Annotated in this window: 20 protein-coding genes; 10 read left to right on the forward strand and 10 right to left on the reverse strand. The window is 66.7% G+C overall.

Translation table 11 applies throughout. From position 1 onward, the window contains the following. Window positions 1-32 precede the first annotated feature (32 nt). Window positions 33-920 (forward strand): peptide chain release factor N(5)-glutamine methyltransferase, encoded by an 888-nt coding sequence (gene prmC / locus QX048_RS11970; protein ID WP_316171000.1) that lies wholly within the window; start codon window positions 33-35, stop codon window positions 918-920. A 563-nt stretch (window positions 921-1483) separates the two neighbouring features. Further along, on the forward strand, window positions 1484-2314 hold the full coding sequence (locus QX048_RS11975) for a DUF4167 domain-containing protein (RefSeq protein ID WP_315751931.1): 831 nt from the start codon (window positions 1484-1486) through the stop codon (window positions 2312-2314). Between the two features lie 90 nt (window positions 2315-2404). On the opposite strand, the gene QX048_RS11980 is transcribed toward QX048_RS11975, so the two are convergent. Then, window positions 2405-3181: a class I SAM-dependent methyltransferase gene (locus tag QX048_RS11980; protein WP_316166270.1), complete on the reverse strand. Its 777-nt coding sequence runs from the start codon at window positions 3179-3181 to the stop codon at window positions 2405-2407. Window positions 3182-3374: 193 nt separating this feature from the next. Here QX048_RS11980 and gloB point away from each other — a divergent pair, with 193 nt between their 5' ends. Then, window positions 3375-4142, forward strand: coding sequence for a hydroxyacylglutathione hydrolase (gene gloB, locus QX048_RS11985; protein ID WP_315715182.1), 768 nt, complete (start codon window positions 3375-3377; stop codon window positions 4140-4142). Between the two features lie 14 nt (window positions 4143-4156). Further along, window positions 4157-4591, forward strand: coding sequence for a cupin domain-containing protein (locus QX048_RS11990; protein WP_315715181.1), 435 nt, complete (start codon window positions 4157-4159; stop codon window positions 4589-4591). 1 nt (window position 4592) lies between these two features. Here QX048_RS11990 and QX048_RS11995 read toward each other — a convergent pair whose 3' ends face one another. From QX048_RS11995 to QX048_RS12010, 4 genes are all read right to left on the reverse strand, one after another. Continuing rightward, window positions 4593-6602, reverse strand: a complete 2010-nt coding sequence (locus QX048_RS11995) for a putative bifunctional diguanylate cyclase/phosphodiesterase (RefSeq protein ID WP_315715180.1) — start codon at window positions 6600-6602, stop codon at window positions 4593-4595. 227 nt (window positions 6603-6829) lie between these two features. Beyond that, window positions 6830-7702, reverse strand: a complete 873-nt coding sequence (locus QX048_RS12000; RefSeq protein ID WP_315751928.1) for a DMT family transporter — start codon at window positions 7700-7702, stop codon at window positions 6830-6832. A 153-nt stretch (window positions 7703-7855) separates the two neighbouring features. Next, window positions 7856-8581: a beta-ketoacyl-ACP reductase gene (locus QX048_RS12005; RefSeq protein WP_315751927.1), complete on the reverse strand. Its 726-nt coding sequence runs from the start codon at window positions 8579-8581 to the stop codon at window positions 7856-7858. 270 nt (window positions 8582-8851) lie between these two features. Further along, on the reverse strand, window positions 8852-10030 hold the full coding sequence (locus tag QX048_RS12010; protein WP_315715177.1) for an acetyl-CoA C-acetyltransferase: 1179 nt from the start codon (window positions 10028-10030) through the stop codon (window positions 8852-8854). 382 nt (window positions 10031-10412) lie between these two features. On the opposite strand from QX048_RS12010, the gene phaR reads away from it, so the two are divergent. Continuing rightward, window positions 10413-11006 (forward strand): polyhydroxyalkanoate synthesis repressor PhaR, encoded by a 594-nt coding sequence (phaR, locus tag QX048_RS12015; RefSeq protein WP_315751926.1) that lies wholly within the window; start codon window positions 10413-10415, stop codon window positions 11004-11006. Between the two features lie 21 nt (window positions 11007-11027). Here phaR and QX048_RS12020 read toward each other — a convergent pair whose 3' ends face one another. Beyond that, window positions 11028-12695, reverse strand: coding sequence for an EAL domain-containing protein (locus tag QX048_RS12020; RefSeq protein WP_316171117.1), 1668 nt, complete (start codon window positions 12693-12695; stop codon window positions 11028-11030). Window positions 12696-13062: 367 nt separating this feature from the next. Here QX048_RS12020 and QX048_RS12025 point away from each other — a divergent pair, with 367 nt between their 5' ends. Further along, window positions 13063-13284 carry a hypothetical protein gene (locus QX048_RS12025; protein WP_315715175.1) on the forward strand — a complete coding sequence of 74 codons (222 nt, stop codon included), beginning with the start codon at window positions 13063-13065 and terminating at the stop codon, window positions 13282-13284. A gap of 18 nt (window positions 13285-13302) precedes the next feature. On the opposite strand, the gene QX048_RS12030 is transcribed toward QX048_RS12025, so the two are convergent. The 3 genes from QX048_RS12030 to QX048_RS12040 form a co-directional block, all read right to left on the reverse strand. Next, a complete protein-coding gene (locus tag QX048_RS12030; RefSeq protein WP_316200493.1) occupies window positions 13303-14028 on the reverse strand; it encodes a hypothetical protein in 726 nt (241 codons plus the stop codon). A gap of 188 nt (window positions 14029-14216) precedes the next feature. After that, window positions 14217-14399, reverse strand: coding sequence for a 50S ribosomal protein L32 (gene rpmF, locus QX048_RS12035; protein WP_006610266.1), 183 nt, complete (start codon window positions 14397-14399; stop codon window positions 14217-14219). Between the two features lie 168 nt (window positions 14400-14567). Beyond that, a complete protein-coding gene (locus tag QX048_RS12040) occupies window positions 14568-15239 on the reverse strand; it encodes a transglycosylase domain-containing protein (protein ID WP_315751924.1) in 672 nt (223 codons plus the stop codon). 185 nt (window positions 15240-15424) lie between these two features. On the opposite strand from QX048_RS12040, the gene QX048_RS12045 reads away from it, so the two are divergent. After that, entirely contained in the window at window positions 15425-16348 is a 924-nt protein-coding gene (locus tag QX048_RS12045; protein ID WP_315751923.1) for a farnesyl diphosphate synthase, read from the forward strand. A gap of 9 nt (window positions 16349-16357) precedes the next feature. After that, the gene (locus tag QX048_RS12050; RefSeq protein WP_316171004.1) at window positions 16358-17050 is read left to right on the forward strand and encodes a DUF1345 domain-containing protein; all 693 of its coding nucleotides are present in this window, start codon (window positions 16358-16360) and stop codon (window positions 17048-17050) included. On the opposite strand, the gene QX048_RS12055 is transcribed toward QX048_RS12050, so the two are convergent. Then, window positions 17051-18946, reverse strand: a complete 1896-nt coding sequence (locus QX048_RS12055; protein WP_316200492.1) for a caspase domain-containing protein — start codon at window positions 18944-18946, stop codon at window positions 17051-17053. A 219-nt stretch (window positions 18947-19165) separates the two neighbouring features. Here QX048_RS12055 and QX048_RS12060 point away from each other — a divergent pair, with 219 nt between their 5' ends. Together QX048_RS12060 and QX048_RS12065 are read left to right on the forward strand one after the other, a co-directional pair. After that, entirely contained in the window at window positions 19166-19540 is a 375-nt protein-coding gene (locus QX048_RS12060) for a nuclear transport factor 2 family protein (RefSeq protein WP_315756871.1), read from the forward strand. A 30-nt stretch (window positions 19541-19570) separates the two neighbouring features. After that, complete coding sequence (locus QX048_RS12065; protein ID WP_315751919.1) at window positions 19571-21178, forward strand: Na+/H+ antiporter; 1608 nt, start codon at window positions 19571-19573, stop codon at window positions 21176-21178. The last annotated feature ends 37 nt before the right edge of the window (window positions 21179-21215 follow it).

Raw genomic sequence — 21215 nt, forward strand, 5'->3', positions numbered from 1 at the left:
CGCGGGGATGACGCGTGGAGGGAGTTTGCGCGATGACCGGCCTCATCGCCGGCGTGACGATCGATGCCGCCCGCCGTGCCCTGGCCGCGCGCTTTGCAGATGCGGGCCTCGACTCGCCCGAGCTCGATGCGCGGCTGCTGGTCGGCCATGCGCTGCAGCTCGACCTCACCGGGCTCGTGATGCACGGGAGACGACAGCTCTCCCATGACGACGCGCAGCGCCTGGAAACGCTGGTGCAGCGCCGGCTGGCCGGCGAACCGGTCGCCCGCATCCTCGGCACCAAAGAGTTCTGGGGCCTGGACCTGCGATTGTCGGCCGACACGCTGGTGCCGCGGCCGGACACAGAGACTGTCGTCGAGCTGGCACTGGAACATCTCGCGGCCGGCGGCGACCTGAAGCGTCGCTTGCGCATCGCCGATCTCGGCACGGGCTCCGGCGCGATCCTGCTGGCGCTGCTGTCCGAGCTGCCGCGGGCCTTTGGACTCGGTACCGACATCAGCTTGGCCGCGCTGACCACCGCGCGGGATAATGCGCGCGCGCTCGGATTAGCCGACCGCGCCGGCTTCGTCGCCTGCTCCTACGCCGCAGCGCTGTCTGCGGGTTTCGACCTGATCGTGTCGAACCCGCCCTACATCCCATCGTCCGAGATCGGTGCGCTCGACGTCGAGGTGCGCACTCATGATCCGCTGCGCGCCCTGGACGGGGGCAAGGACGGGCTCGACGCCTACCGCGCGCTGATGCCGCAGGCGGCGGCCCTGCTGCGGCCGGACGGCGCTGTCATCGTGGAGGTCGGGCTTGGCCAGAGTGACGAGGTCGCTGCATTGATGGTGAGGGCTGGCCTGACGGCCGATTCCTCGACGATCCGGGCCGATCTGGCCGGTATTCCCCGAACCGTCATGGGCCTAAAAAAGCTCCGGTAAAGGTCGGGGAATGCAGAAAAAGCTCTTGGAATATCCCCCGGGAGCGACTACGTTCCATCCATAGCACCGGTGCAGGCCACGACGAGCGGTATTCACGGAACACCGCCGCGGTCAGATGCCAGAGAGCCGCGCCGGGCGATAGGTTCCAGAACGCAGATCTGCTGAGCGCGAGAGCCCGGATGGCTGCGCAGCCCGCGACTGCAAAGCGAACGAAAGCCTGACTTTGCACTTGAGGTCTTACGCTAAGCAAACTGGGTCGGTCGTGGCGCATGTCGCCTTGGCTGGCTGAATGACGTGGTTCGCCGGTCCCAGGGGCTGGCGGGTGGGGAACGCGTTTTGAACGCGCTTTTGTCGAGAGAATCGGCTGTCGATCACATCGGCATGGGTCAAACCGGCATGTCGGAACCGACATGGGTCGGATGGGACCATTTGGACCGCGCGCGAGGCGTCCGAGCCCGGCGAAGGTATTTCAATACACTCTTCAATACACTCTCGGTATTCCGATAACAATCAGTGCTCAGACAATCGGTGCTCCTAACGCAGGGTTGGAATAAAGGCAGGACATGAGAAACGGTCAGAACAACAAGCGGATGCGCAACCGGAACAGCGGCGGTAACAACAACAATAACCGGCGCGGCCAGAATCCGCTGACCCGGGTGTTCGAGTCCAATGGACCGGACATCAAGATCCGCGGCACTGCCTCTCATGTCGCCGAGAAATATGTCCAGCTTGCCCGCGACGCTCGCTCTTCGGGTGACCCCGTAGCCGCCGAGAACTACTACCAGCACGCCGAGCACTATTTCCGCCTGATTGCCGCCGCGCAGGAGCAGTTCCGCCAGAATCAGCCGCAGCAGCCGCGCAACACCGAGGACCTGACCGTCGACGACCTCGACGATGACGGTGAGAGCTTCTCGCATTTCGGCCAGGAGCCCGGCTTTGTTCCGGCCCAGCCGCAGCCTCAGCCCCAACCCTTCATGCGCGACCGCGAAGGCGGCCAGCGCGAGCGCGGCGACAACCAGCCCTATCAGCGCGAGCAGCAGCCGCGCGAGCACCGCGAAGCGCGTGAGCATCGCGAGCCGCGCGAACACCGCGAGCCGCGGGAACACCGTGAACCCCGCGAACATCGCGAGCGGGAGCCGCGCGAGCACCGGGAGCGGCCGCAGCCCGTCCAGTACCAGCCGCAGCCGCAACCCCAGCCCGTCATCGCCGACAGCGGCGTCGATCGGCTGCCGTCCTTCATCACCGGTCCGCAGCCGCAGATCGCCAATCCCCCGGCCGCCTTCGAGGGCGCTGCCGAGCGCTATCCGCGGCGCCGCCGGCGTCCGCATGGTCCGCGCGCTGAAGCAGCCGCTGCTGCGCCAGCGCCGAGCGAGGACCTCAATCCGGGCGAATAGCGATTTCGCTCCGTCGTGAAACACGAAACGGGTGGGCTCTGAGCCCACCCGTTTTTTTGCGCGGGAAGCGCGCAGGAAAACGGCCCGGGATCATCCTTCGTGCGACGGCGGACCGACCTCGCGGCGACCGGCGCCACCGGATCCGGGGGCCGACGGTGACGGCGCCAGCACCGGTTCGAGCCGCGGGATCAGCCGGATGCGCTCGCGGCGCGCCGGGATCACCCGGTAGACCTGCTTGGTCGCCTCCACGATGTGGACACCGGCGAACGGCAGCGACAGCGCCGCGCCGACTCGCTCCCAGGCCATCGCCGATTTCAGGAACCAGCCGCCGACCGGAGGCATGAACAGCGCCTCGCCCCAGCCGGTCGGCGTGAACCAGGTCTGCCGCAGCAGTTGCGTGATCTGCGAGCGCGAATAGGGCCGGCCATGGCCGAACGGCGTGTTGTCGGTCCGCGTCCAGACGCCGCGCCGGTTCGGGATCACGATGATCATGCGTCCCGCCGGTGCCAGCACCCGCCACATCTCGCGCAGCAGCCCGGCCGGGTCGTCCGACATCTCCAGCGCATGCACGATCAGGATGCGGTCGATCGCCGCATCGGGCAGCGGCAGCGAGAACTCGTCCACCAGCGAGGCCAGCGTCGGCCGCGCCGTCGGCCATTTCAGCACCCCCTGCGCCGCCGGCATGAAGGCGATGCAGCGTTCGGAATCCTCGCGGAACAGGCCCAGATAAGGCGTGGGATAGCCGACGCCGAGCACCCGCTGCCCGGCCGCGCTCGGCCAGCGCGCGCGGATACCGCGGTTGATCAAGAGCCGCGCGACGATCCCGAGGCGACCCGAATAGAAATTTCGCAGATCGATCACGTCCATGACGTCAATGTATCATGCGAGCGCGCGCTGCCGCGCGCCGAATATTGCGTTGCGCCTCCAGCGTTAACGCCATATCTCTGCGCGGGACATCGGAGGCCGCCCCGCAGCGCTGCGCCCGGGCTCCGCTTCCACGACCTTCTGGCATCGCGAGCGCGACTGTCGTGCCTCGCCCGGTCCCGCCGACGGAGACATCATGGCCGCCGACATCCGCGCCTTCACCTGCCTGTCCGACAATTTCGGCTATCTGATCCATGACCCGGCAACCGGTGCGACTGCCTCGATCGACGCCCCCGAGGCCGGACCGATCGTCCGGCAACTGGACGCCGAAGGCTGGACGCTCACCGACATCCTGATCACGCATCATCATCACGACCATGTCGGCGGCGTCGCCGAGCTCAAGCAGAAATATGGCTGCCGGGTGGTCGCGCCCCACGACAAGACGACGGCGATCGCCAACGTCGATCTGCGAGTCGCCCATGGCGATGTCGTGAAGATCGGCGAGTTGCTCGCGCGGGTGCTGGAAACGCCGGGCCATACGCTCGACCACGTCTCCTACGTGTTCGATGCCGACAAGGCGCTGTTTGCGGCCGACACGCTGTTCTCGGTCGGCTGCGGCCGGGTGTTCGAGGGCACCTATCCGATGATGTGGGACTCGCTTCTCAAGCTGCGCGCGCTGCCGGACGACTTCCGGCTCTATTGCGGCCACGAATACACAGCCTCGAACGTCAAATTCGCCCTCACCGTCGACGGCGACAACGCGGCGCTGAAGGCTCGCGCCGAGGAGGTCACGCGGCTGCGTGCCGCCAACCGGCCGACCATTCCGTCGCTGCTGGGCGACGAGAAGACCGCCAACGTGTTCCTGCGCGCCGACGATCCGGCCGTCGCACTGCGGCTGCGCATGAAGGGCGCCAGCGCCGAGCAAGTGTTCGGCGAGCTGCGCGAGCGCAAGAACAAGTCGTAACGGCGAGGACGACGATGGCCACGCTCTCGGCTGCCGACATCATCGCGCGTCTCGGCCTGCAGCCTCATCCGGAGGGCGGACATTTTCGCGAGACCTTCCGCGATCCGGCCGTCGACGCCTCCGGCCGCGCCGCATCGACCTTGATCTATTTCCTGCTCGCGCGCGGCGAGCGTTCGCATTGGCACAGGGTCGACGCGGTCGAGACCTGGCACTTCTATGCCGGTGCGCCGCTGACCTTGCGGATCGCCGCCGAAGGCCAGGCGCCGCAAACGACGACGCTGGGCATCGACCTCGCAGCCGGCCAGCAGCCGCAGGCGGTGGTGCCCGCCCATGCCTGGCAGGCCGCCGAGAGCGCCGGCGATTGGACGCTCGTCGGCTGCACGGTGGCGCCGGGCTTCATGTTCGAAGGATTCGAGCTTGCGCCGCCCGGCTGGGAGCCGGAGGTCTGAGTCAGGCGCTCGCGCCGGCGACCTTCGCGGCCGGCTCGGCGAAGCGCTGGCGCTCCTGGGCGAGGAAGCCGGAAATCGCGTCGGCCGGCATCGGCTTCGCAAAGTAGTAGCCCTGAATGTAGTCCGCGCCCAGACGCCGCAGGCTGTCGAGCTGCTCCTTGGTCTCGACACCCTCGACGACGCACGAAATTTCCATGTCGGCGCAGAGGCCGGTCAGCGACTTGATGATCTTGTGGCTGATCGGGTTGGCGTTGACGTCGCTCACGAAACTGCGGTCGACCTTGAGCTTGTCGAGCGGCAGCCGGTGGACGTGACTGAGCGACGAGTAGCCGGTGCCGAAATCGTCCAGCGAGATGCCGCAACCGATCGCCTTCAATGCCGCGATCGACTGCTCGGCGCGGGCGAAGTCGAAGGTGACGGCGGTCTCGGTGATCTCGAACTCGATGCGGCGCGGCGGCACGCCGCTGGCATGGATGACCGCCAGCAGCGGCAGGACGCCATCCGGCGAACAGATGTCGTGCGCGGAGAGATTGAACGACACGCGAATGTCGTCCGGCCAGGTCCGCGCGGCGGCGAGCGCCTTGACCAGCAGACAACGCGTCAGGCTGCGGATGACGCCGATCCGCTCGGCGGCCGGGATGAAGCTTGCGGGCGACACCGTACCCAGCTTGGGGCTGTGCCAGCGCGCCAGGACCTCGAATCCGGTGGTGCGCGAATTCGTCGCGTCCATGATCGGCTGAAACGCCAGGTCCATCTCGGCGTCGAAATCGGCCGTGCGCAACAGGTGCTCGATCACGCTGCGGCTGCGGATCTCCGCCTCGAGCTCGGTCGAGAAGATGATGGCCTGGCCGCGGGCGCGGCGCTTGGCGTGGTACAGCGCATAGTCGGCGCATTCGTACAGAGCATCCGCAACCATGGCCGAGCGCGGATACAACGCAAAGCCGGTCGAGCACGACAGGCCGGTATGGGTCGTGTCGAACTGATAGGGCAGCTTGATGAGGTCGGTGATCTGCCGTCCGAGGTTGAGCAGATCGTCGTCCGTGGGATTGCCGGCGACCACCAGTCCGAACTCGTCGCCGCCGAGCCGGGCGAGATGGACCTGGCCGCCATGGCCGGCACAGGCGTCGCGGATGCGGCGCGCGGCCTCGATCAGCACGCGGTCGCCGACCGTGTGCCCATAGGTGTCGTTGATCGGCTTGAAGCCGTCGAGATCGATGATGCCGACGGCGAGCCGCGTGCCGTCCCGGTCGGCCTCGGCGAAAGCTTGCGTGAGCTCCGAGAAGAAGCGACGGCGATTGGGCAGATCGGTCAGCGAATCCAGATTGGCGAGGCGGAAGTTTTCATCCGACAGCGCTTGCGTCGCCGCCTGCTCCGCGAGCAGCGATTTGCGGCTGGCGACGAGCGCGGCGAAATCCCGATAATAGATGAACAGCACCGTTACCATCGCGCCGGACACGAGCAGCTGATTGACCGCGATCGCCCGCAGCGCGTGAACGCCCGTGGACATGAAGAAGATGACATAGGGCACGATGACCACGAGGGTCACGATCAGGGCTGCGGAGCGCAGGTGCATCAGGCAGAAGATGATGCCGATGACCGTGACCGCCATGTAGAACGCGACCTGCCCTTTGGCGAATGGGTCGCCGTAGGGGAACAACGCGAAGGACCAGACGACGAACAGCGCCCCGATCGGGCCGGCAATCCGGTTGGTGACACGCAGGTTGCGCAGCACCTCGGCGTCGCTGCTGGCGGCCTCGCCCTGCCGCAGCCACCACAGCATGCGCGCGCCGGTAATCGTCGATAGCAACGCCGGCACCGAAATCGTGAGCCACGTCGGCGCCAGCGGCAGGAACGTGTAGGCGAGCGCCAGGCTGTTGGTGATGAGAATGAAATAGAGCAGCGGCACCTGCTTGGAGAACGCCTGGAACTGCGCGCGCGTCAGTTCGGGACTGTCGGCGGGAACGCGAAACAACTCCCCTGCGCGGGCCATGTAACGTCTCACGTCCGGCATTGCCGCCCCGTTGTCAGCACCATTTCGCAGGGACTATCGCTCAGCACGGGTAAAGGGCGGGTTAGGTGCAGACCGCGGCAAACTGTAATCGGCGGTTGTAAGCTACCGGCCGGCGCGCCGGTTTTGCGCACGGTTAAGTGCGCATCAAGGATAACCGGCGGATTCGGACCGCCGTGCCGAGTCCGCATGCGAGCCGGCCCCGCCTGACGTCGCTCGACCTGACGCGGTCAGCGCTTGCGCAGGAGGAACATGTCCTTGGCCGCGACCAGACCGCCGCCGGCAATCAGCAGTGCGGCCACCGCCAGGGTGGCGCTCGGCCGGGCATAGCCGGCAACGATCAGGAAAGCCGTCGACAGCAGCGGCGTCGCATAGGATGCGGCACCGAGCACGCGAATGTCTCCGCGCTTCATCCCGATGTCCCAGGCATAGAACGCGGCGCCAACCGGGCCGATGCCGAGACCGGCAACAGCGAGCCACTGCGTCGGGCTGTCGGGCCAGACCGTTCGCTCGACCGCAACATGGACCAGGGCCGCGAGCGCGGACGTCGCCATGCAGAAGCCGGCGACGGCATCGGTCGGCACCGCCTTCAGACGGCGCGAGAGCACCGAATAGATCGCCCACACGAACGCCGCGACGAAGGCGGCCGCGAGCCCCGGCAACTGGCTCGCAGCGAAGCTCGCACCGTTGCCGAGCAACAGCAGCGCGGTGCCGACAAGCCCGATCACGGCGCCGGTCACGTGATGAACCGCGAGCCGCTCCCCCGGCAGAAAGGCCGAAAATAGCACGATCAGCAGCGGCCAAAGATAGTTCAGCAGCCCGGCTTCTGCCGGCGGCGCGAAGCGCAGCGCCAGGAAGTACAGCGCGTGATAACCGAACAGCCCGCCGACGCCCACGGCCCACGCCGTCAGCGGCTGCCGCAGCACCCGTAGCCCGTCCGGTCGGCGGACCAGACTGAGCAGGCCGACCGCGCCGCCGATCGCGAAGGTCATCGCCGCAAGCTGGAAGGCGGGGATCGTGCCAGTTGCCACCGTCAACAAGGCGAGCAGCGACCACATCAGGATCGCGGTCAGACCGATCAGGGTCGCATTGCGCTGGGACATCAGGCGGCAGGCTCCGTCACGGCCGGCTCATGCCGGCCACCCACGCCTGCGTCCGTGCGGGAAGCGTCCAAGACGTGAATGCCCGCGGCGAGCGCGGGCATCAGGTTTTCCTTAACCGCAGATGGTGGCCGGAGGCAACGCCGCCGGCGAGGCTCACACCATGTACTGGCCGCCATTGACCGACAGCGTCGAACCGGTGATGGCTCCGGCCTCATCAGCGGCGAGGAACACCACGGCGCGCGCGATCTCCTCGGGCTCGCCGAGGCGCCCCACCGGAATCAGCGGCAGGATGGCTTTCTCGAGCACGTCCTTCGGCACCGCCTGCACCATCTCGGTGTTGATGTAGCCCGGGCAGATCGCGTTGACGGTGATGCCGGCCTTGGCCGTCTCCAGCGCGAGCGCCTTGGTGAAGCCGATGTCGCCGGCCTTCGCCGCGGAGTAGTTGACCTGGCCGAACTGGCCCTTCTGGCCGTTGATCGAGGAGATGTTGATGATGCGGCCGAACTTGCGCGCGCGCATGCCCTCGATGACCGGGCGGGTCATGTTGAACAGCGAGCCGAGATTGGTGTTGATCACCGCGCTCCACTGCTCGAGCGTCATCTTGTGGAAGGCCGTATCACGGGTGATGCCGGCATTGTTGATCAGCACATCGATCGGACCGAGATCGGCTTCGACCTTCTTGATGCCTTCGCCGCAGGCCTCGAACGAGCTGACGTCCCATTTGTAGACGGGGATCTCGGTCTCGCTCTTGAACTTCTCCGCCGCGGCATCGTTGCCGCCGTAATTCGCCGCGACCTTGTATCCCGCCGCCTTCAGCGCCTTGCTGATCGCCGCTCCGATACCGCGCGTTCCCCCCGTCACCAACGCCACACGTGCCATGTCGAATCCTTCCCTCGATGACTGATCGCACAGGACAACCTCTGGCTGTCGCCGCGCTTGCCGTTGTTATTGGATCATGAACCTCCGCGCGACGATCAACTTGCCGCACGACAACCCATGCTCGCTCAACTCCATTTTTTAGTGGTCGATTATGCGACGTGTTTGACGGACATCAAGAACAAAACGCCCGGCGAGATCGCCGGGCGTTGATCTTTAGTTGAGCTGGACGCGATTGCGAAGACTGAACGGTTCGCAGTCACTGCCGGCTTTTTAGTCGCGTGCAACGCACAGCGCGATGCCCATGCCGCCGCCGATGCACAGCGTGGCAAGACCCTTCTTCGCGTCGCGCTTCTGCATCTCGTGCAGCAGAGTCACGAGCACGCGCGCGCCGGACGCACCGATCGGATGGCCGATCGCGATCGCGCCGCCGTTGACGTTGACCTTGGCCGGATCCCAGCCGAGATCCTTGTTCACCGCGCAAGCCTGCGCGGCGAACGCCTCGTTGGCTTCGATCAGGTCGAGGTCGGCGATGTTCCAGCCGGCCTTCTTCAGCGCCGAACGCGACGCCGGGATCGGGCCGGTGCCCATGATCTTCGGGTCGACGCCCGCCTGGCCCCAGGACACGATCCGCGCCAGCGGGGTCTTGCCCTCCTTGGCCGCCTGCTTGGCGGTCATCAGCACCACGGCAGCCGCGCCGTCATTGATGCCCGACGCGTTGCCGGCCGTGACCGTGCCGTCCTTCTCGAACGCCGCACGCAGCTTGGCCATGGCCTCGATCGTCGCGCCATGACGCGGATATTCATCGGTGTCGACCACGGTGTCACCCTTGCGGCTCTTGACCGTCACGGGCGCGATCTCGTCCTTGAACCTGCCGGCCTTCTGAGCCGCCTCGGCCTTGTTCTGCGATGCAACCGCGAACTCGTCCTGCTGCGCGCGCGTGATCTGATATTGCTTCGCAACGTTCTCGGCGGTGTTGCCCATGTGATAGCCGTTGAAGGCGTCCCACAGGCCGTCCTTGATCATCGTGTCGACCAGATCGAGCGAGCCCATCTTCACGCCGGCGCGCAGATATTGCGCATGCGCCGCCATGCTCATCGACTCCTGGCCGCCGGCGACCACGATGTCGGAGTCACCATTGACGAGCGCCTGGTAGCCGAGCGCAACGGACCGCAGGCCGGAGCCGCACAGTTGGTTGATGCCCCAGGCCGGGCTCTCGACTGGAATGCCGGCGGCGATCGAAGCCTGGCGCGCCGGGTTCTGGCCCTGCGCCGCAGTCAGGATCTGGCCCATAATGACCTCCGAGACGCGGCCCGGCTCGACGCCGGCGCGCTCCAGCGCGGCCTTGATGGCCACCGCCCCCAATTCGTGGGCCGGGACACTGGCGAAGGCACCGTTGAAACTTCCAACCGCGGTGCGGGCGGCGCTGACGATGACGACATCGTCTGACATGAGCATCTCCTGGGGTTCTTGATCTTGGACGTGAAAGCGAGGGCTTGAGACTCGAGGGTATTTGAAATGAAAATGATCTTTTCAGTTCACGGTCGTGCCGGCCCTCCGCAAGCCCCGGATTGGCGAGTGCGCAACCTTCGTCCTTCATCCTGTTAACGTCGTTGCGACATGTCAATTGGCGGCATCAGCAATTCCTGCTGCAGCGCATTCAAATTGGGATGCTTGGCCGTTTCGTGAGCAAGATTTCTGCTGCGGGATTAACCGTTCCGCACAAAACCGTAGCCGAACTCGCTCGAAAGTGATTACGTTATTGCATTGCGTAGCTCTTCGCCCTGCGGCGACGCCGCCGGGTTCCCTGTTCTCGGTTTGCATGTGTGAGCTCATGGCGAAATCTGACCAACCCACCACAATCAAGAAATACGCGAACCGGCGGCTCTACAATACCGGGACGAGTACCTACGTGACCCTCGAAGATCTGGCCTCGATGGTTAAGAACGGGGAGGATTTCCTGGTCTACGACGCCAAGACCGGCGACGACATCACGCGGTCGGTCCTCGCGCAGATCATCTTCGAGCAGGAGAACAAGGCCGGTCAGAACCTGCTGCCGACCACGTTCCTGCGCCAGCTGATCCGCTTCTACGGCGACAGCATGCAGATGGTGGTGCCAAAGTACCTTGAGCAGTCGATCGACACCCTGACCCGGGAGCAGGAGAAGTTCCGCAAGCAGATCGCCGACACCTTCAGCGGGACGCCGTTCGCGCCGCTCGAGGAGCAGGTGCGCCGCAACATGGAGCTGTTCCAGCAGACCTTCTCGATGTTCAAGCCGTTCACGCCGCCGGTGCGCACCGACGAGAAGGCCGCCGAGCCGGCCCCGGCCGCCGACGACAACATCGACGAGCTGCGCCGTCAGATGAAGGAAATGCAGGACCGGCTCGATCGCATGTCGGAGCCGAAGAAGGACGAGCAGCAAGGCTGACGCCGAAGGGCCGGCGGCTGATCAACCCGCCGCCGGCAGCTCCACCCTGCCGTTACCGATCCACGGCCGATCGACCGAGGCGAGGCCAATCACCCGGCCCTGGATGTAATCGCAGCCCCAGTCGCGCAGCAGCGCGACCGACGCCTCGTCCTGCACCCATTCCGCGACCGTCTTGATCTGCAGCCGTCGCGCCAGCTCGACCAGCGTCTGCACAAAGGCGCGGTCGTCAGCCGAGCGCACGAGATTCTGCACGAAGGCGCCGTCGATCTTGACGATGTCGACGCCGAGCTTGCGCAGATTGCGGAACGAGGTGTGCCCGGCGCCGAAATCATCGATGGCGATTCGGCTGCCGAGATCTTTCAGCCGCGTCACGAAGCCGCGGAGATCGTCGACGTCCTGGATCTCGACCGTCTCGGTGATCTCGACGATCAGCCGTTCGGCGACCCCAGGATGGGCGCGCATCATGGACTCGATCGAGGCCCACCAGTCCGGATCCATGGTGGTCTCAGGCGAGATGTTGAGGCTCAGGGTGACGTCGGGCGTGCTCGCGAGCTCCGCCACCACCAGCTCCAGGATGCGGTGATCGACCAGACGGATCAAACCGAGCCGTTCGGCGACTGGGACGACGTCCGGCGCCAGCAAGGCCCGGCCGTCATCCTGGCGCATCCGCACCAGGCATTCATAGAAGGCGGGCGCAAGCGTGTTGGCATTCACCACCGGCTCGAACGCTGTGACGATGCGCCGCTCATTGAGCGCGGTCACGATCTCGTCGGTGACGCGGATGTTGACCTTGCGCTGTGCGTCGCGCTCCACGTTCGGCCGCCAGGTCGAGAACGATCCGATGCGGCGGCGCTTGGCGGCGTCGAGCGTCTCATGGGCGCGGTTGACCGCTTCCTCGACCGAGCGGGCGTGACGGGGAACGCTCACGGCGCCGATCGTCGCGGTGACGGCGACCGGACCTGACTTGGTCGGCACCACCTCGTCGCGCACGGTCGCGAGAAAGCGCTCGGCCGCGGTGGTCATGTCGTCCATCGTGCAGTTCTTCAGGATCAACCCGAACTTGTTGCCCGAGAACCGCCCGAGCGTGTCGCCACCGCGGAGCCGGCCCCGGATGCGCTGGGCGATCTCCAGCACGACGCCGTCGGCGACGTCGAAGCCGAAGGCGTCGTTGATGCGCGCGAGATGATCGATGCCGACCAGCATGAAGGCGCAGGAGAAGCGGAACCGCTGCGACTCCTCGATCACCTCGGCAAGCGTCGCCAGCAGATGCGTCCGGTTCAGCTCGCCGGTCAGCGGATCGTGCCGTGACAGCTTGAGCAGCTGCTCCTCGCGGGCGTGGCGCTCGTTGTTGATCCGCACGATGCCCTGGGCACGCAAGGGCCGCCCATCGGGGCCGGCGAACCAGCAGCCGGTCTCCTCGACCCAGATCAATGGCGCACCGGCGTGGGTGCGCACGCCATATTCGATCCGGTACGGCGTGCCGGCGGCGCCATGCAGCGGCGCCCCCTGGTGCATGATCTCGGAGCGGATGCTGCGGTCCGGCTCGATCAGCTTGCTGAATTCGGCGCCGTTGCAGAGTTGCGGCAGCGGAACGTCGGCAAACACCGCCCCGACGTGATCGCTCCAGACGATCACGTCGCTCGCCAGATCCCAGACGAAGGCGGCTTGGCCCAGGGATGCCAGGATCATCGCGGTCTGTGGCAATTCGGATGTCAAGGTCGCCTCGTTTCGGCACAGGCCGGCAGCACCGGCGCTGATTTGGGAACGGCCAGCGCGCATCCGCGCGAGCGGCGGCGGCCGAGTTCGCGAATCAGACTACGCATCTCTGGTTAACGGAGAGCATGCCGAGGCGACGAGCGCGTGTCCGAGACGCGTCAACCATGTTTGGAACATGCAGCGCTCCAGAGCGCTTGGAACGGCATTGCTCTTGCGAGATCGAGGAGCGAAAGGCTCCGGCGTCCCAGAACGTGACAATCGCGCCGGCGGTGGTTGGACAATGTTAACGATTGATCAGGACGGCGATCGCCTGGATGGGTCGGAGGAGACCTCCCGCTCCGTGACGCTGCTGCCGAGCGATGCGAGCCATGACCTTCGCGCGCGGATCGTTCGCGCAGCACGCCCCGACGCCGGCTTCGTGACCCATCTGATCGCGACCGCCGAGCAGCTACCGCAAACCCGCACGCTCAGGCGCGCGGCGGTTGCCGACGTCCACAGTGCCTATGCGGCGAGGCTTCAGCCGGTCACGCGTGCCGGCGGCCGGACCCGAGAAATGATCTGAGCGGCGCGCTCCTGCGCCTCAGGGCTTCGGCGCGTCGGGTTTGGGCGGCTCTGGAGCGCCCGGAGCAGCGGTCTCGGTCTCCTTTGCCTCCGCGACCCAGCCGGTCGTCGGAGCGGGAGCCGGCCGGGGGACCGAGCGGTCGAGCAGCACGGTCTCGGCGACCGAAGCAGCAGCCGGCACGGCATCGATCGGCTCTTCAACGACGGGCGCGGCAGCATCCGCCTTTTGAACCTCCGCCTGCTCAACCTCCGCCTTGGCCGGTTCTTTGACCGATTCTCTGGCCGGCTCCTCGATCGGCTGAGGTTCCGAATCAGGCACGGTCGCTTCGGCCGGCGCCGGCACGGAAGCGGGAGCTGCGACGACTGAGCGGGCGGCGCGCTTGGTGCGCAGCGAGACTCCGCCGAAGAAATCGACCATCGCCAGCAGGGTCAGCAGCAGGAAGGTCGAATTCCCGAACTTCTGCCACATCGCGAATTCCGCCGCGGCGCCGCCGAAGACCAGCAGCGACAGCAGATGATCGGTCAGATATTTCCCGTTCGGCTTCGCCGCCTTGATGATTTCGAGCAGCAGCAGCAGCACGCCCAGGGCCAGCAGCATGTCGCCGAGCGAGATCGTCCAGACCTCGCCGGACGGAAGCTGAAGGCGCAGCAGCGTCTCGCTGAACGCGACCCCCGGCATCAGGAAGACGATCATGTTGTAGATCGCCAGCGGGATCAGCAGCAGCGGGAAACCGACCATGGACATCGGTTGAAGCCTTGGATGGCGCGGGCGGCGGCCCGGCGCAAAATCAATCGGTGCGAAGATGATGACAGCGAGACGGGATCACGCGACACAGATACGCAACGGTCCCGGCGAATCACGTCGCACGGGACCGCTTTCAACCCCATCGATGGCCGAATTCGGGCAGCTTGGAAAGCGGCCCGCGCGGACAATCAGGCGTCTTTTTTCTTCAGGACCTGGCGGCCCTTGTACATGCCGGTCTTCAGGTCCAGGTGGTGCGGACGACGCAGCTCGCCGGAATCCTTGTCCTCGACATAGGTCGGCTTCTTGATGGCGTCAGCCGAGCGGCGCATGCCGCGGCGCGACGGCGAAGTTTTTCTTCTGGGGACGGCCATATCGGTATCCTCTAGGGTATTTTTGCAAGGCATCGTCCGCAAAGGACGGCTGCAGCCATGAAGCTGGCGAGCCCGGATGCCGATCAAGGCCGCGCTTATAGAGGAAGGGGTGCGGCATGGCTAGGGCTCTCCGAGGCATTTTTGGCCAAAATTGCGCCCGCTCGGACCTCACCGCCGCTCCCCCCAGCAGGCCTGCAGGCTGGAGGCCTGGGCCCGCACCATGTAGGTCGCCGACAGCCGCCGCACACCCGGCCCCGGGGCCCGGGCGCTGCGCCGGACGGGGTTCGGCAGGATCGAGGCCATCAGCGCCGCCTCGCGCGGCCCTAAGCCAGCTGCCGAGCGGTTGAACGCGTAATTGGCGCCCGCCTCCACCCCGAACTGGCCGCTGGGACCGAGCTCGGCGATGTTGAGGTAGATTTCGAGGATGCGCCGCTTGCCGAGGACGAGGTCGATCCACAGCGCCAGCGGCAGTTCCAGCGCCTTGCGAACATAGCTGCGGCCCTGCCACAGGAACAGGTTCTTGGCGACCTGCTGGGTGATGGTCGAGCCGCCCCGCGAGACCTCGCCGTCCTCGGCATCGTCCATGACCTCGCGCAGCGCGCCCCAGTCGATGCCGTGATGGCTGCAGAATTTGGCATCCTCCGCGGCCACCACCGAGCGCGGCAAATACGGCGACATCGCCGAGAGGTCGATCCAGTGCCGCGTCACCGGCTGCCCCGTCACCGACCGCCACAGCATCAGGGTCGAGACGGGGTGACCCACGGCATAGAACGGCGTCAGCGCATAGGGCACGAGCAGCACCAGCACGGCGATCACGAGGATGGTTCTGACGGTACGCAAGGGCAGGCGTCGCTCGGTTGGGACCGCCGCAGGGGCAGACAATTGGCCGGGATTATCCGACATCTCGATGTGGTTTCCTGCTTTTTTCCGCCGTTACGGCCGAAAGCCGCCACCGCTCCGGCAATTGACGAAGTCGCCGCCATCAACGATTGTCCGGCGAATTTTGCCCCTGGAGCTCTTGTTAAATGACTGCGACGGCCCTCACCGACTTCACCCAACGCCTGGACAAGACCGCGGAAGAGACCGAAGCCCTGCTCGGCGAGCTCCTCGGCGATGCGCCGCTGGCGGACGAGATCATCAGGCCGAAGCGGCTGATCGAGTCGATGCGCTATTCGAGCCTGAACGGCGGCAAGCGGCTACGCCCGTTCCTGGTGGTCGAGAGCGCCGCCGTGTTCGGCGTCCCGCGCAAGGGCGCGCTGCTGACCGGCGCGGCGCTCGAATGCATCCACTGCTACTCGCTCATCCACGACGATCTGCCGGCGATGGACAATTCCGACCTGCGGCGCGGGCGTCCGACCCTGCACAAGGTCTATGACGACGCCACCGCGATCCTGGCCGGCGACGCACTGCTGACCATCGCCTTCGACATCATCACCCGCGACGAGATCCATCCCGATGCCGGCGTCCGCCTCGCTTTGACCCGGGCGCTGGCCCGCTGCGCCGGTGTCGGCGGCATGGCCGGCGGCCAGATCCTCGACCTCGCCGGCGAGGGCCGGTTCGGCGACAGCGGCCCGGTCGACGTCGCCCGCGTCCAGCAGATGAAGACCGGCGCCCTGCTCCGCTTCGGCTGCATCGCCGGCGCCCTGCTCGGCCAGGCCTCGGCGGCCGAGTACCAGGCGCTCGACGACTACGGCCGCGCGCTCGGCGAAGCCTTCCAGATCGCCGACGACCTGCTCGACGTCGAGGGCGATGCCGCCACCCTCGGCAAGCCGGCCGGTGCCGACGCCGAGCTCGGCAAGACCACCTTCGTCACCCAGCTCGGCGTCGAGGGCGCCAGGCAGCGCGTCCGCGACCTGCTCGCCCGCGGCGATGCCGCGCTGTCGGTGTTCGGCGCCAAGGGCGACGTGCTGCGGGCGGCCGCGCATTTCGTCGCCGAGCGCAAGAGCTGAGGCGAGGCATTGGGCGGAGTCCATCCCGACGATCCGGACCTCGCCCGCTTCACGCGGCTGCCGGCTGCGCTGCGCGTCATCTATGCGCGGCCGCGCACCTTCATATCGCTGGGCCTCGCGATCGTCGCGTTCTTCCTGCTGCCGCCGGCACTCCGCCTGATCACGCGGCTCCTGATCAGCTGGGACATCTTCACCGCGCTCTACCTCGTGCTGGTCGCGGCGATGATGCTGCGCAGCGAGCATCATCACATCCGCCGCAAGGCGGTCATGCAGGACGACGGCCGTTTCGTGATCCTGCTGGTCACGGCGCTCGGCGCCTTCGCCAGCATCGCCGCGATCGTGCTCGAGCTCGGCGCTTCCAAGCGCGACGCTCCGGCGCTGACGCTGGCGCTGCTCACCGTCTCGCTGTCCTGGGCCGCGGTGCATGCGACCTTCGCCCTGCACTACGCCCATGACTACTACCGCGGCGCCAAGCCCGGCGGCCTGCAATTCCCCAGCGGCGACAAGGACGAGCACGCCGACTACTGGGACTTCGTCTACTTCTCCTTCATCATCGGCATGACCGCCCAGGTCTCCGACGTCGGCATCACCGACAAGATCATCCGCCGCACAGCGACCGTGCACGGCATCATCTCATTCGTCTACAACACCGCGCTGGTCGCCCTGATGGTCAACATCGCCGCCAGCGTAATCTCGTCCTGATCAGTTGCACACCTCGACGCTGGCATTGTTGGCCGGGCCGCCGCCGCCGCGATATTCCAGCCGGCAACCGGGCCTGACGGCGCGGCACAGATAAGCGTCGCAATAGATCTGCCCGCCCGACTTCGGCCGGGCGGCTTGCGTCTGCGGCCTGGTGTAGCCCGGAGCCGCCCCGACGCCGAGACCGCCACCACCTCCGATCCCACCCCCGACGCCCGCACCGGGAGCCGGCATCGGCAGGCCGGCCTCCGGCGCCGCACGGGCGCGGCGGCGCGACGGCACATCTTCGTCGCTGCCATCGCGCTTGGCGACCGGCTTCCTGTCGCGCCGCTTCTCGCATTCATTGTCGTCGTTGACGAACGAACCCTCGGCGCAAACGATGCGGGTGCAGCGGTCGCCGTCCGGCTTGGTGCCATGCTGGCAGACCAGCGGGCAGACGCGCGCCTGCTTGAGCTTGATCGCCTGCAGCGCATCGGCCGAGGCGGCCTGGGTATCGAGCTTGGTGCCGGCATAGCGGTTGAACTGCGACAGCGAGCGGCGCGAGGCCGAGCCCCAGTCGCCATCGGCATCCTCGGTGAGGCAGCCGACGCGGCGCAGCTCGAGCTGCACCGACTTGGCGAGATCGGCGGGCTGCGCGGCCGGGGTGAGCGAGGCGACCTGGCCCTGCTGCGGTGCTGCGGGCGTGGGCGCGCCGGGCGAGGTCGCCGCGCGCGGATTGTCGACCGCCGCGAGCTGCTGCTCACCGCGCTTCTTCTCGGCGTCGGCCGCCTGCTGCTGCGCCACCTGATTAGCCTTCTCAGCGACAATCCGAGCCTGCTCCGCCGCCCTGGCCTCGGCCTCCGCCTTGGCGAGCGTCTCCTTGCGCGCGCCCTCGGCGGCGAGCCGCGTCCGCTCGGCCTCGGTGGCGCGGGCCTTTTCGGAAGCGGCGGCGCGATTCTCCTCGGCGGCGAGCTTGTCGAGCTGCAACTTGGCGAGGCTGGCGTAGAACCCGTCGGGATATTGCGCCAGGAAGGCGTTCAGCGCGCCCTTGTTGCCGACCTGCATCGCGAGCTCGTAATCGCGCCGGATGTCGGCCTGCGGGCTCGGCGGCGGCGTCACCGGCATCTGCGTGACGACGCGCGGCACGCCAGGGACCAGCGGCACGTCCTCGCCGCCGAGCGAGCCGTACACGAACGGCTCCTGGCGGTTGGCGGTCGCTTTCAGCACCTCGTCGCGGACGAAGCCGAACGCCTTGCGGACGTCGAGGCCGGGGGTCGCGATATGCCGCGACAGCGCTAGCGTGAATGGCGAGTTCTTGCCGTCGCCGTCCTGCGCGGTCGAGCCGGCCTTGGCGGAATAGGCGATCAGCGTATTTGGGCTGGTCGGCTCGACCTTGGCGAGGCCGCGGCCGAGGCTGCGGGTCGCCACCGTCCGCTGCATGTTGCGGGTGAACGGGTTGTCGCGGCAGGCGTCGAGAATGACCAGGCGCAGCTTCTTCGCCGGCTCGACGGCGACCAGAATACGGTCGAGCGACAGCGTCTCGTCATAGACGTCGGTGTCACGCTCGAGCCGGGCGTCGATCGGGATCAGATAGTTCGCCCCTTCGACCTCCATGCCGTGGCCGGCGTAGTAGACCACCGCAATATCGGCATCGCGGGCGGCGTCGGCGAAATCGCGCAAGGCCCGCCTGGTCTCCCGCGCGGTCAGATCGCGCCGGTAATCGACGACATCGAAGCCCGCGCTCTTGAAGGTCGCCGTCATCACCGCGCCGTCATTGGCGGGGTTCGTCAGTTGCGGCACGTTCTGATAGGCGGAATTGCCGATGACGAGCGCCACTCGCTTGTCGGCGAGCGCGGGGTGGCCGACCAGCAGCAGCGCTCCCGCCAGGATGTAACCGCCTAATCGAAGTGACCAAGACATCGTACCTACCCCATACCGCTGGGAGACCTGCTGGGACCTGCCTATCAGAGTGCAGCCCATTAGGCTTGTGACCGGGATCACGCAGATTTATTCCCGATCGACCTGGCCTCGGCCATTATAGTCTGTCGCTGGCGCTATGGCGCCAGTTCATGCCTTGCCAAGCGCCGTTTTGCATCGAAAATGCGATCCTTGTTTGTCCAGGTTCCCAGGGAGTTGGCCGTGAGCACAGACCGTTCCACCGTCGAGGCCGTCGTTCAGGGCTATTTCGATGCGCTCTACGAGGGCGACGCCGACAAGCTCGGTGCCGTGTTCCACCCCACCGCTGACCTGCGCTGGGTCGAGAATGGCGAGCTCAAGATCCTGACCGTGCCGGACTGGCTGGCCTGGGTGCGCAAGCGCCCATCGGCCAAGGCTGAGGGCAAGCCGCGCGAGGACTTCATCGTCACCATCGATCGTTCGGACGACAAGACGGCCTTCATCAAGGTGCGCTGCCAGCTGCCGCCGCGCTATTTCACCGATTATCTCGTGGCGATGAAACTGAAGGACGGCTGGCAGATCGTGTCGAAGTCCTACCGCTACGACCTCCGGGATTGACGCCGGCGCGACGACGCCAAGCCACCAGCCATGGAAGCTCACTTTCAGATATTCCTGATCCTGCTGGCCGTGTTGGCGGGAACCGCACTTCTTGCACGGCGGGCCAACCTGGCGCCGGCGATCCTCCTGATGCTCGCCGGCATCGCGCTCGCCTTCGTGCCGACGATGCCGGCGTTCGCGCTGCCGCCCGAGCTCGTGCTGCTGGTGGTGCTGCCGCCGCTGATCTATTCGTCGAGCGTCGCGATGAGCTGGCGCGAGTTCAAGCGCAATCTGCGGCCGATCGTGCTGCTCGCGGTCGGCTGCGTGATCTTCACCGCCTCCATGGTGGCCACCGCGACCCACTATCTTCTCGGCCTGCCCTGGAGCCTCGGCTTCCTGCTCGGCGCCATCGTTGCGCCGCCAGACGTGGTGGCGCCGCTCGCCATCGCCCGCCGGCTGCACCTGCCGCGCCGGGTCATGGTCATTCTCGAAGGCGAGGGCCTCGCCAATGACGCGACCGCGCTGATCCTCTATCGCTTCGCGGTGGCCGCCATCACCACCGGCGCCTTCTCCTTTCCGGTCGCGGCCGGCGAGTTCGGCCTGATCGTGGTCGGCGAGATCGCGTTCGGCATCGGCGTCGGCTGGCTGATGCTGCGCGCCCGTCACTATGCCCGCGACCCGCAGGTCGAGATCACCCTGTCGGTGCTGACGCCGTATCTGGCGTTCTGGATCCCCGAGCATGTCGGCGGCTCCGGCGTGATCGCGACGGTGGCCTGCGGCCTCTACATGAGCTGGAACGGACCGCTGTGGATCTCCTCGGCGACCCGCCTGCAGGGCATCTTCTTCTGGGACCTGATGATCTACCTCATCGAGGGCATGCTGTTCCTGCTGACCGGCTTCCAGATGCGGCTGATCTACGAGAAGTCGAAGGTCTTTCCGCTCGACGACATCATGATCGCGACCGCGCTGGTGCTCGCCATCGTCGTGATCGCGCGCTTCGCCTGGACCTTCCCGGCGACCATCCTGCCGCGTTTGCTGAGCTCGTCGCTGCGAGCCCGCGATCCCTTGCCGCCCTGGCGGCAGACCTTCATCATCGGCTTCACCGGCGTGCGCGGCACGGTCTCGCTCGCCACCGCGCTGGCGCTTCCGCTGACGCTGTCGACCGGCGACGCGTTTCCCTATCGCGACCAGATCCTGTTCATCGCCTTCGGCGTGATCTTCTTCACCCTGATCGGCCTCGGCCTGACCCTGCCGGCCGTCGTGCGCTGGCTCGGGGTCGGCAACCAGGGTCGCGCCGAGCATCAGCGCGAGCATGAGCAGGAGATCGCGGCCCGGCGCGAGGCGCTCGACAGCGCCTTGCGGTCGCTGGAGACGATGACCAGCGATCGCGAGCTGTCGGACGAGGTGGTGCGGCTGCTACGGGCGCGCCACGAGGTCCGGACCAACCAGCTCCCGGAAGGTCTGAAGCCCGAGGACAACGACGCATCCGCGCTCGGCATCGAGCTGACCCGCGAGCTGATCACGGCAGAACGCAAATTCATCCACGTGATGCTGCGCGACGGCAAGATCACCGACGAGACCCGCCGCCGCATCGAGCGCGATCTCGATCTGGAGGAAGCGAGCCTCGCCAATCGCTCGTATGGTGAGTTGCCGCTGTAGGAGCTGAGAGCTGGTCACGCGGTTGTAGGACGCGATG

Source organism: Bradyrhizobium sp. SZCCHNS30572 (assembly GCF_032484415.1).
Lineage (GTDB): Bacteria > Pseudomonadota > Alphaproteobacteria > Rhizobiales > Xanthobacteraceae > Bradyrhizobium.

What these genes read in the sequence shown, in the direction of transcription:
- QX048_RS11990 (WP_315715181.1), top strand. Translation starts at nt 4,157, where the DNA reads ATGGCCACGCTCTCGGCTGCCGACATCATCGCGCGTCTCGGCCTGCAG.
- QX048_RS12000 (WP_315751928.1), bottom strand. Translation starts at nt 7,702, where the DNA reads ATGTCCCAGCGCAATGCGACCCTGATCGGTCTGACCGCGATCCTGATG.
- QX048_RS12065 (WP_315751919.1), top strand. Translation starts at nt 19,571, where the DNA reads ATGGAAGCTCACTTTCAGATATTCCTGATCCTGCTGGCCGTGTTGGCG.
- QX048_RS12055 (WP_316200492.1), bottom strand. Translation starts at nt 18,946, where the DNA reads ATGTCTTGGTCACTTCGATTAGGCGGTTACATCCTGGCGGGAGCGCTG.
- QX048_RS11975 (WP_315751931.1), top strand. Translation starts at nt 1,484, where the DNA reads ATGAGAAACGGTCAGAACAACAAGCGGATGCGCAACCGGAACAGCGGC.
- QX048_RS12005 (WP_315751927.1), bottom strand. Translation starts at nt 8,581, where the DNA reads ATGGCACGTGTGGCGTTGGTGACGGGGGGAACGCGCGGTATCGGAGCG.
- prmC (WP_316171000.1), top strand. Translation starts at nt 33, where the DNA reads ATGACCGGCCTCATCGCCGGCGTGACGATCGATGCCGCCCGCCGTGCC.
- QX048_RS12010 (WP_315715177.1), bottom strand. Translation starts at nt 10,030, where the DNA reads ATGTCAGACGATGTCGTCATCGTCAGCGCCGCCCGCACCGCGGTTGGA.
- QX048_RS12030 (WP_316200493.1), bottom strand. Translation starts at nt 14,028, where the DNA reads ATGTCCATGGTCGGTTTCCCGCTGCTGCTGATCCCGCTGGCGATCTAC.
- QX048_RS11995 (WP_315715180.1), bottom strand. Translation starts at nt 6,602, where the DNA reads ATGCCGGACGTGAGACGTTACATGGCCCGCGCAGGGGAGTTGTTTCGC.
- QX048_RS12045 (WP_315751923.1), top strand. Translation starts at nt 15,425, where the DNA reads ATGACTGCGACGGCCCTCACCGACTTCACCCAACGCCTGGACAAGACC.
- gloB (WP_315715182.1), top strand. Translation starts at nt 3,375, where the DNA reads ATGGCCGCCGACATCCGCGCCTTCACCTGCCTGTCCGACAATTTCGGC.
- QX048_RS11980 (WP_316166270.1), bottom strand. Translation starts at nt 3,181, where the DNA reads ATGGACGTGATCGATCTGCGAAATTTCTATTCGGGTCGCCTCGGGATC.
- QX048_RS12020 (WP_316171117.1), bottom strand. Translation starts at nt 12,695, where the DNA reads ATGATCCTGGCATCCCTGGGCCAAGCCGCCTTCGTCTGGGATCTGGCG.
- rpmF (WP_006610266.1), bottom strand. Translation starts at nt 14,399, where the DNA reads ATGGCCGTCCCCAGAAGAAAAACTTCGCCGTCGCGCCGCGGCATGCGC.
- phaR (WP_315751926.1), top strand. Translation starts at nt 10,413, where the DNA reads ATGGCGAAATCTGACCAACCCACCACAATCAAGAAATACGCGAACCGG.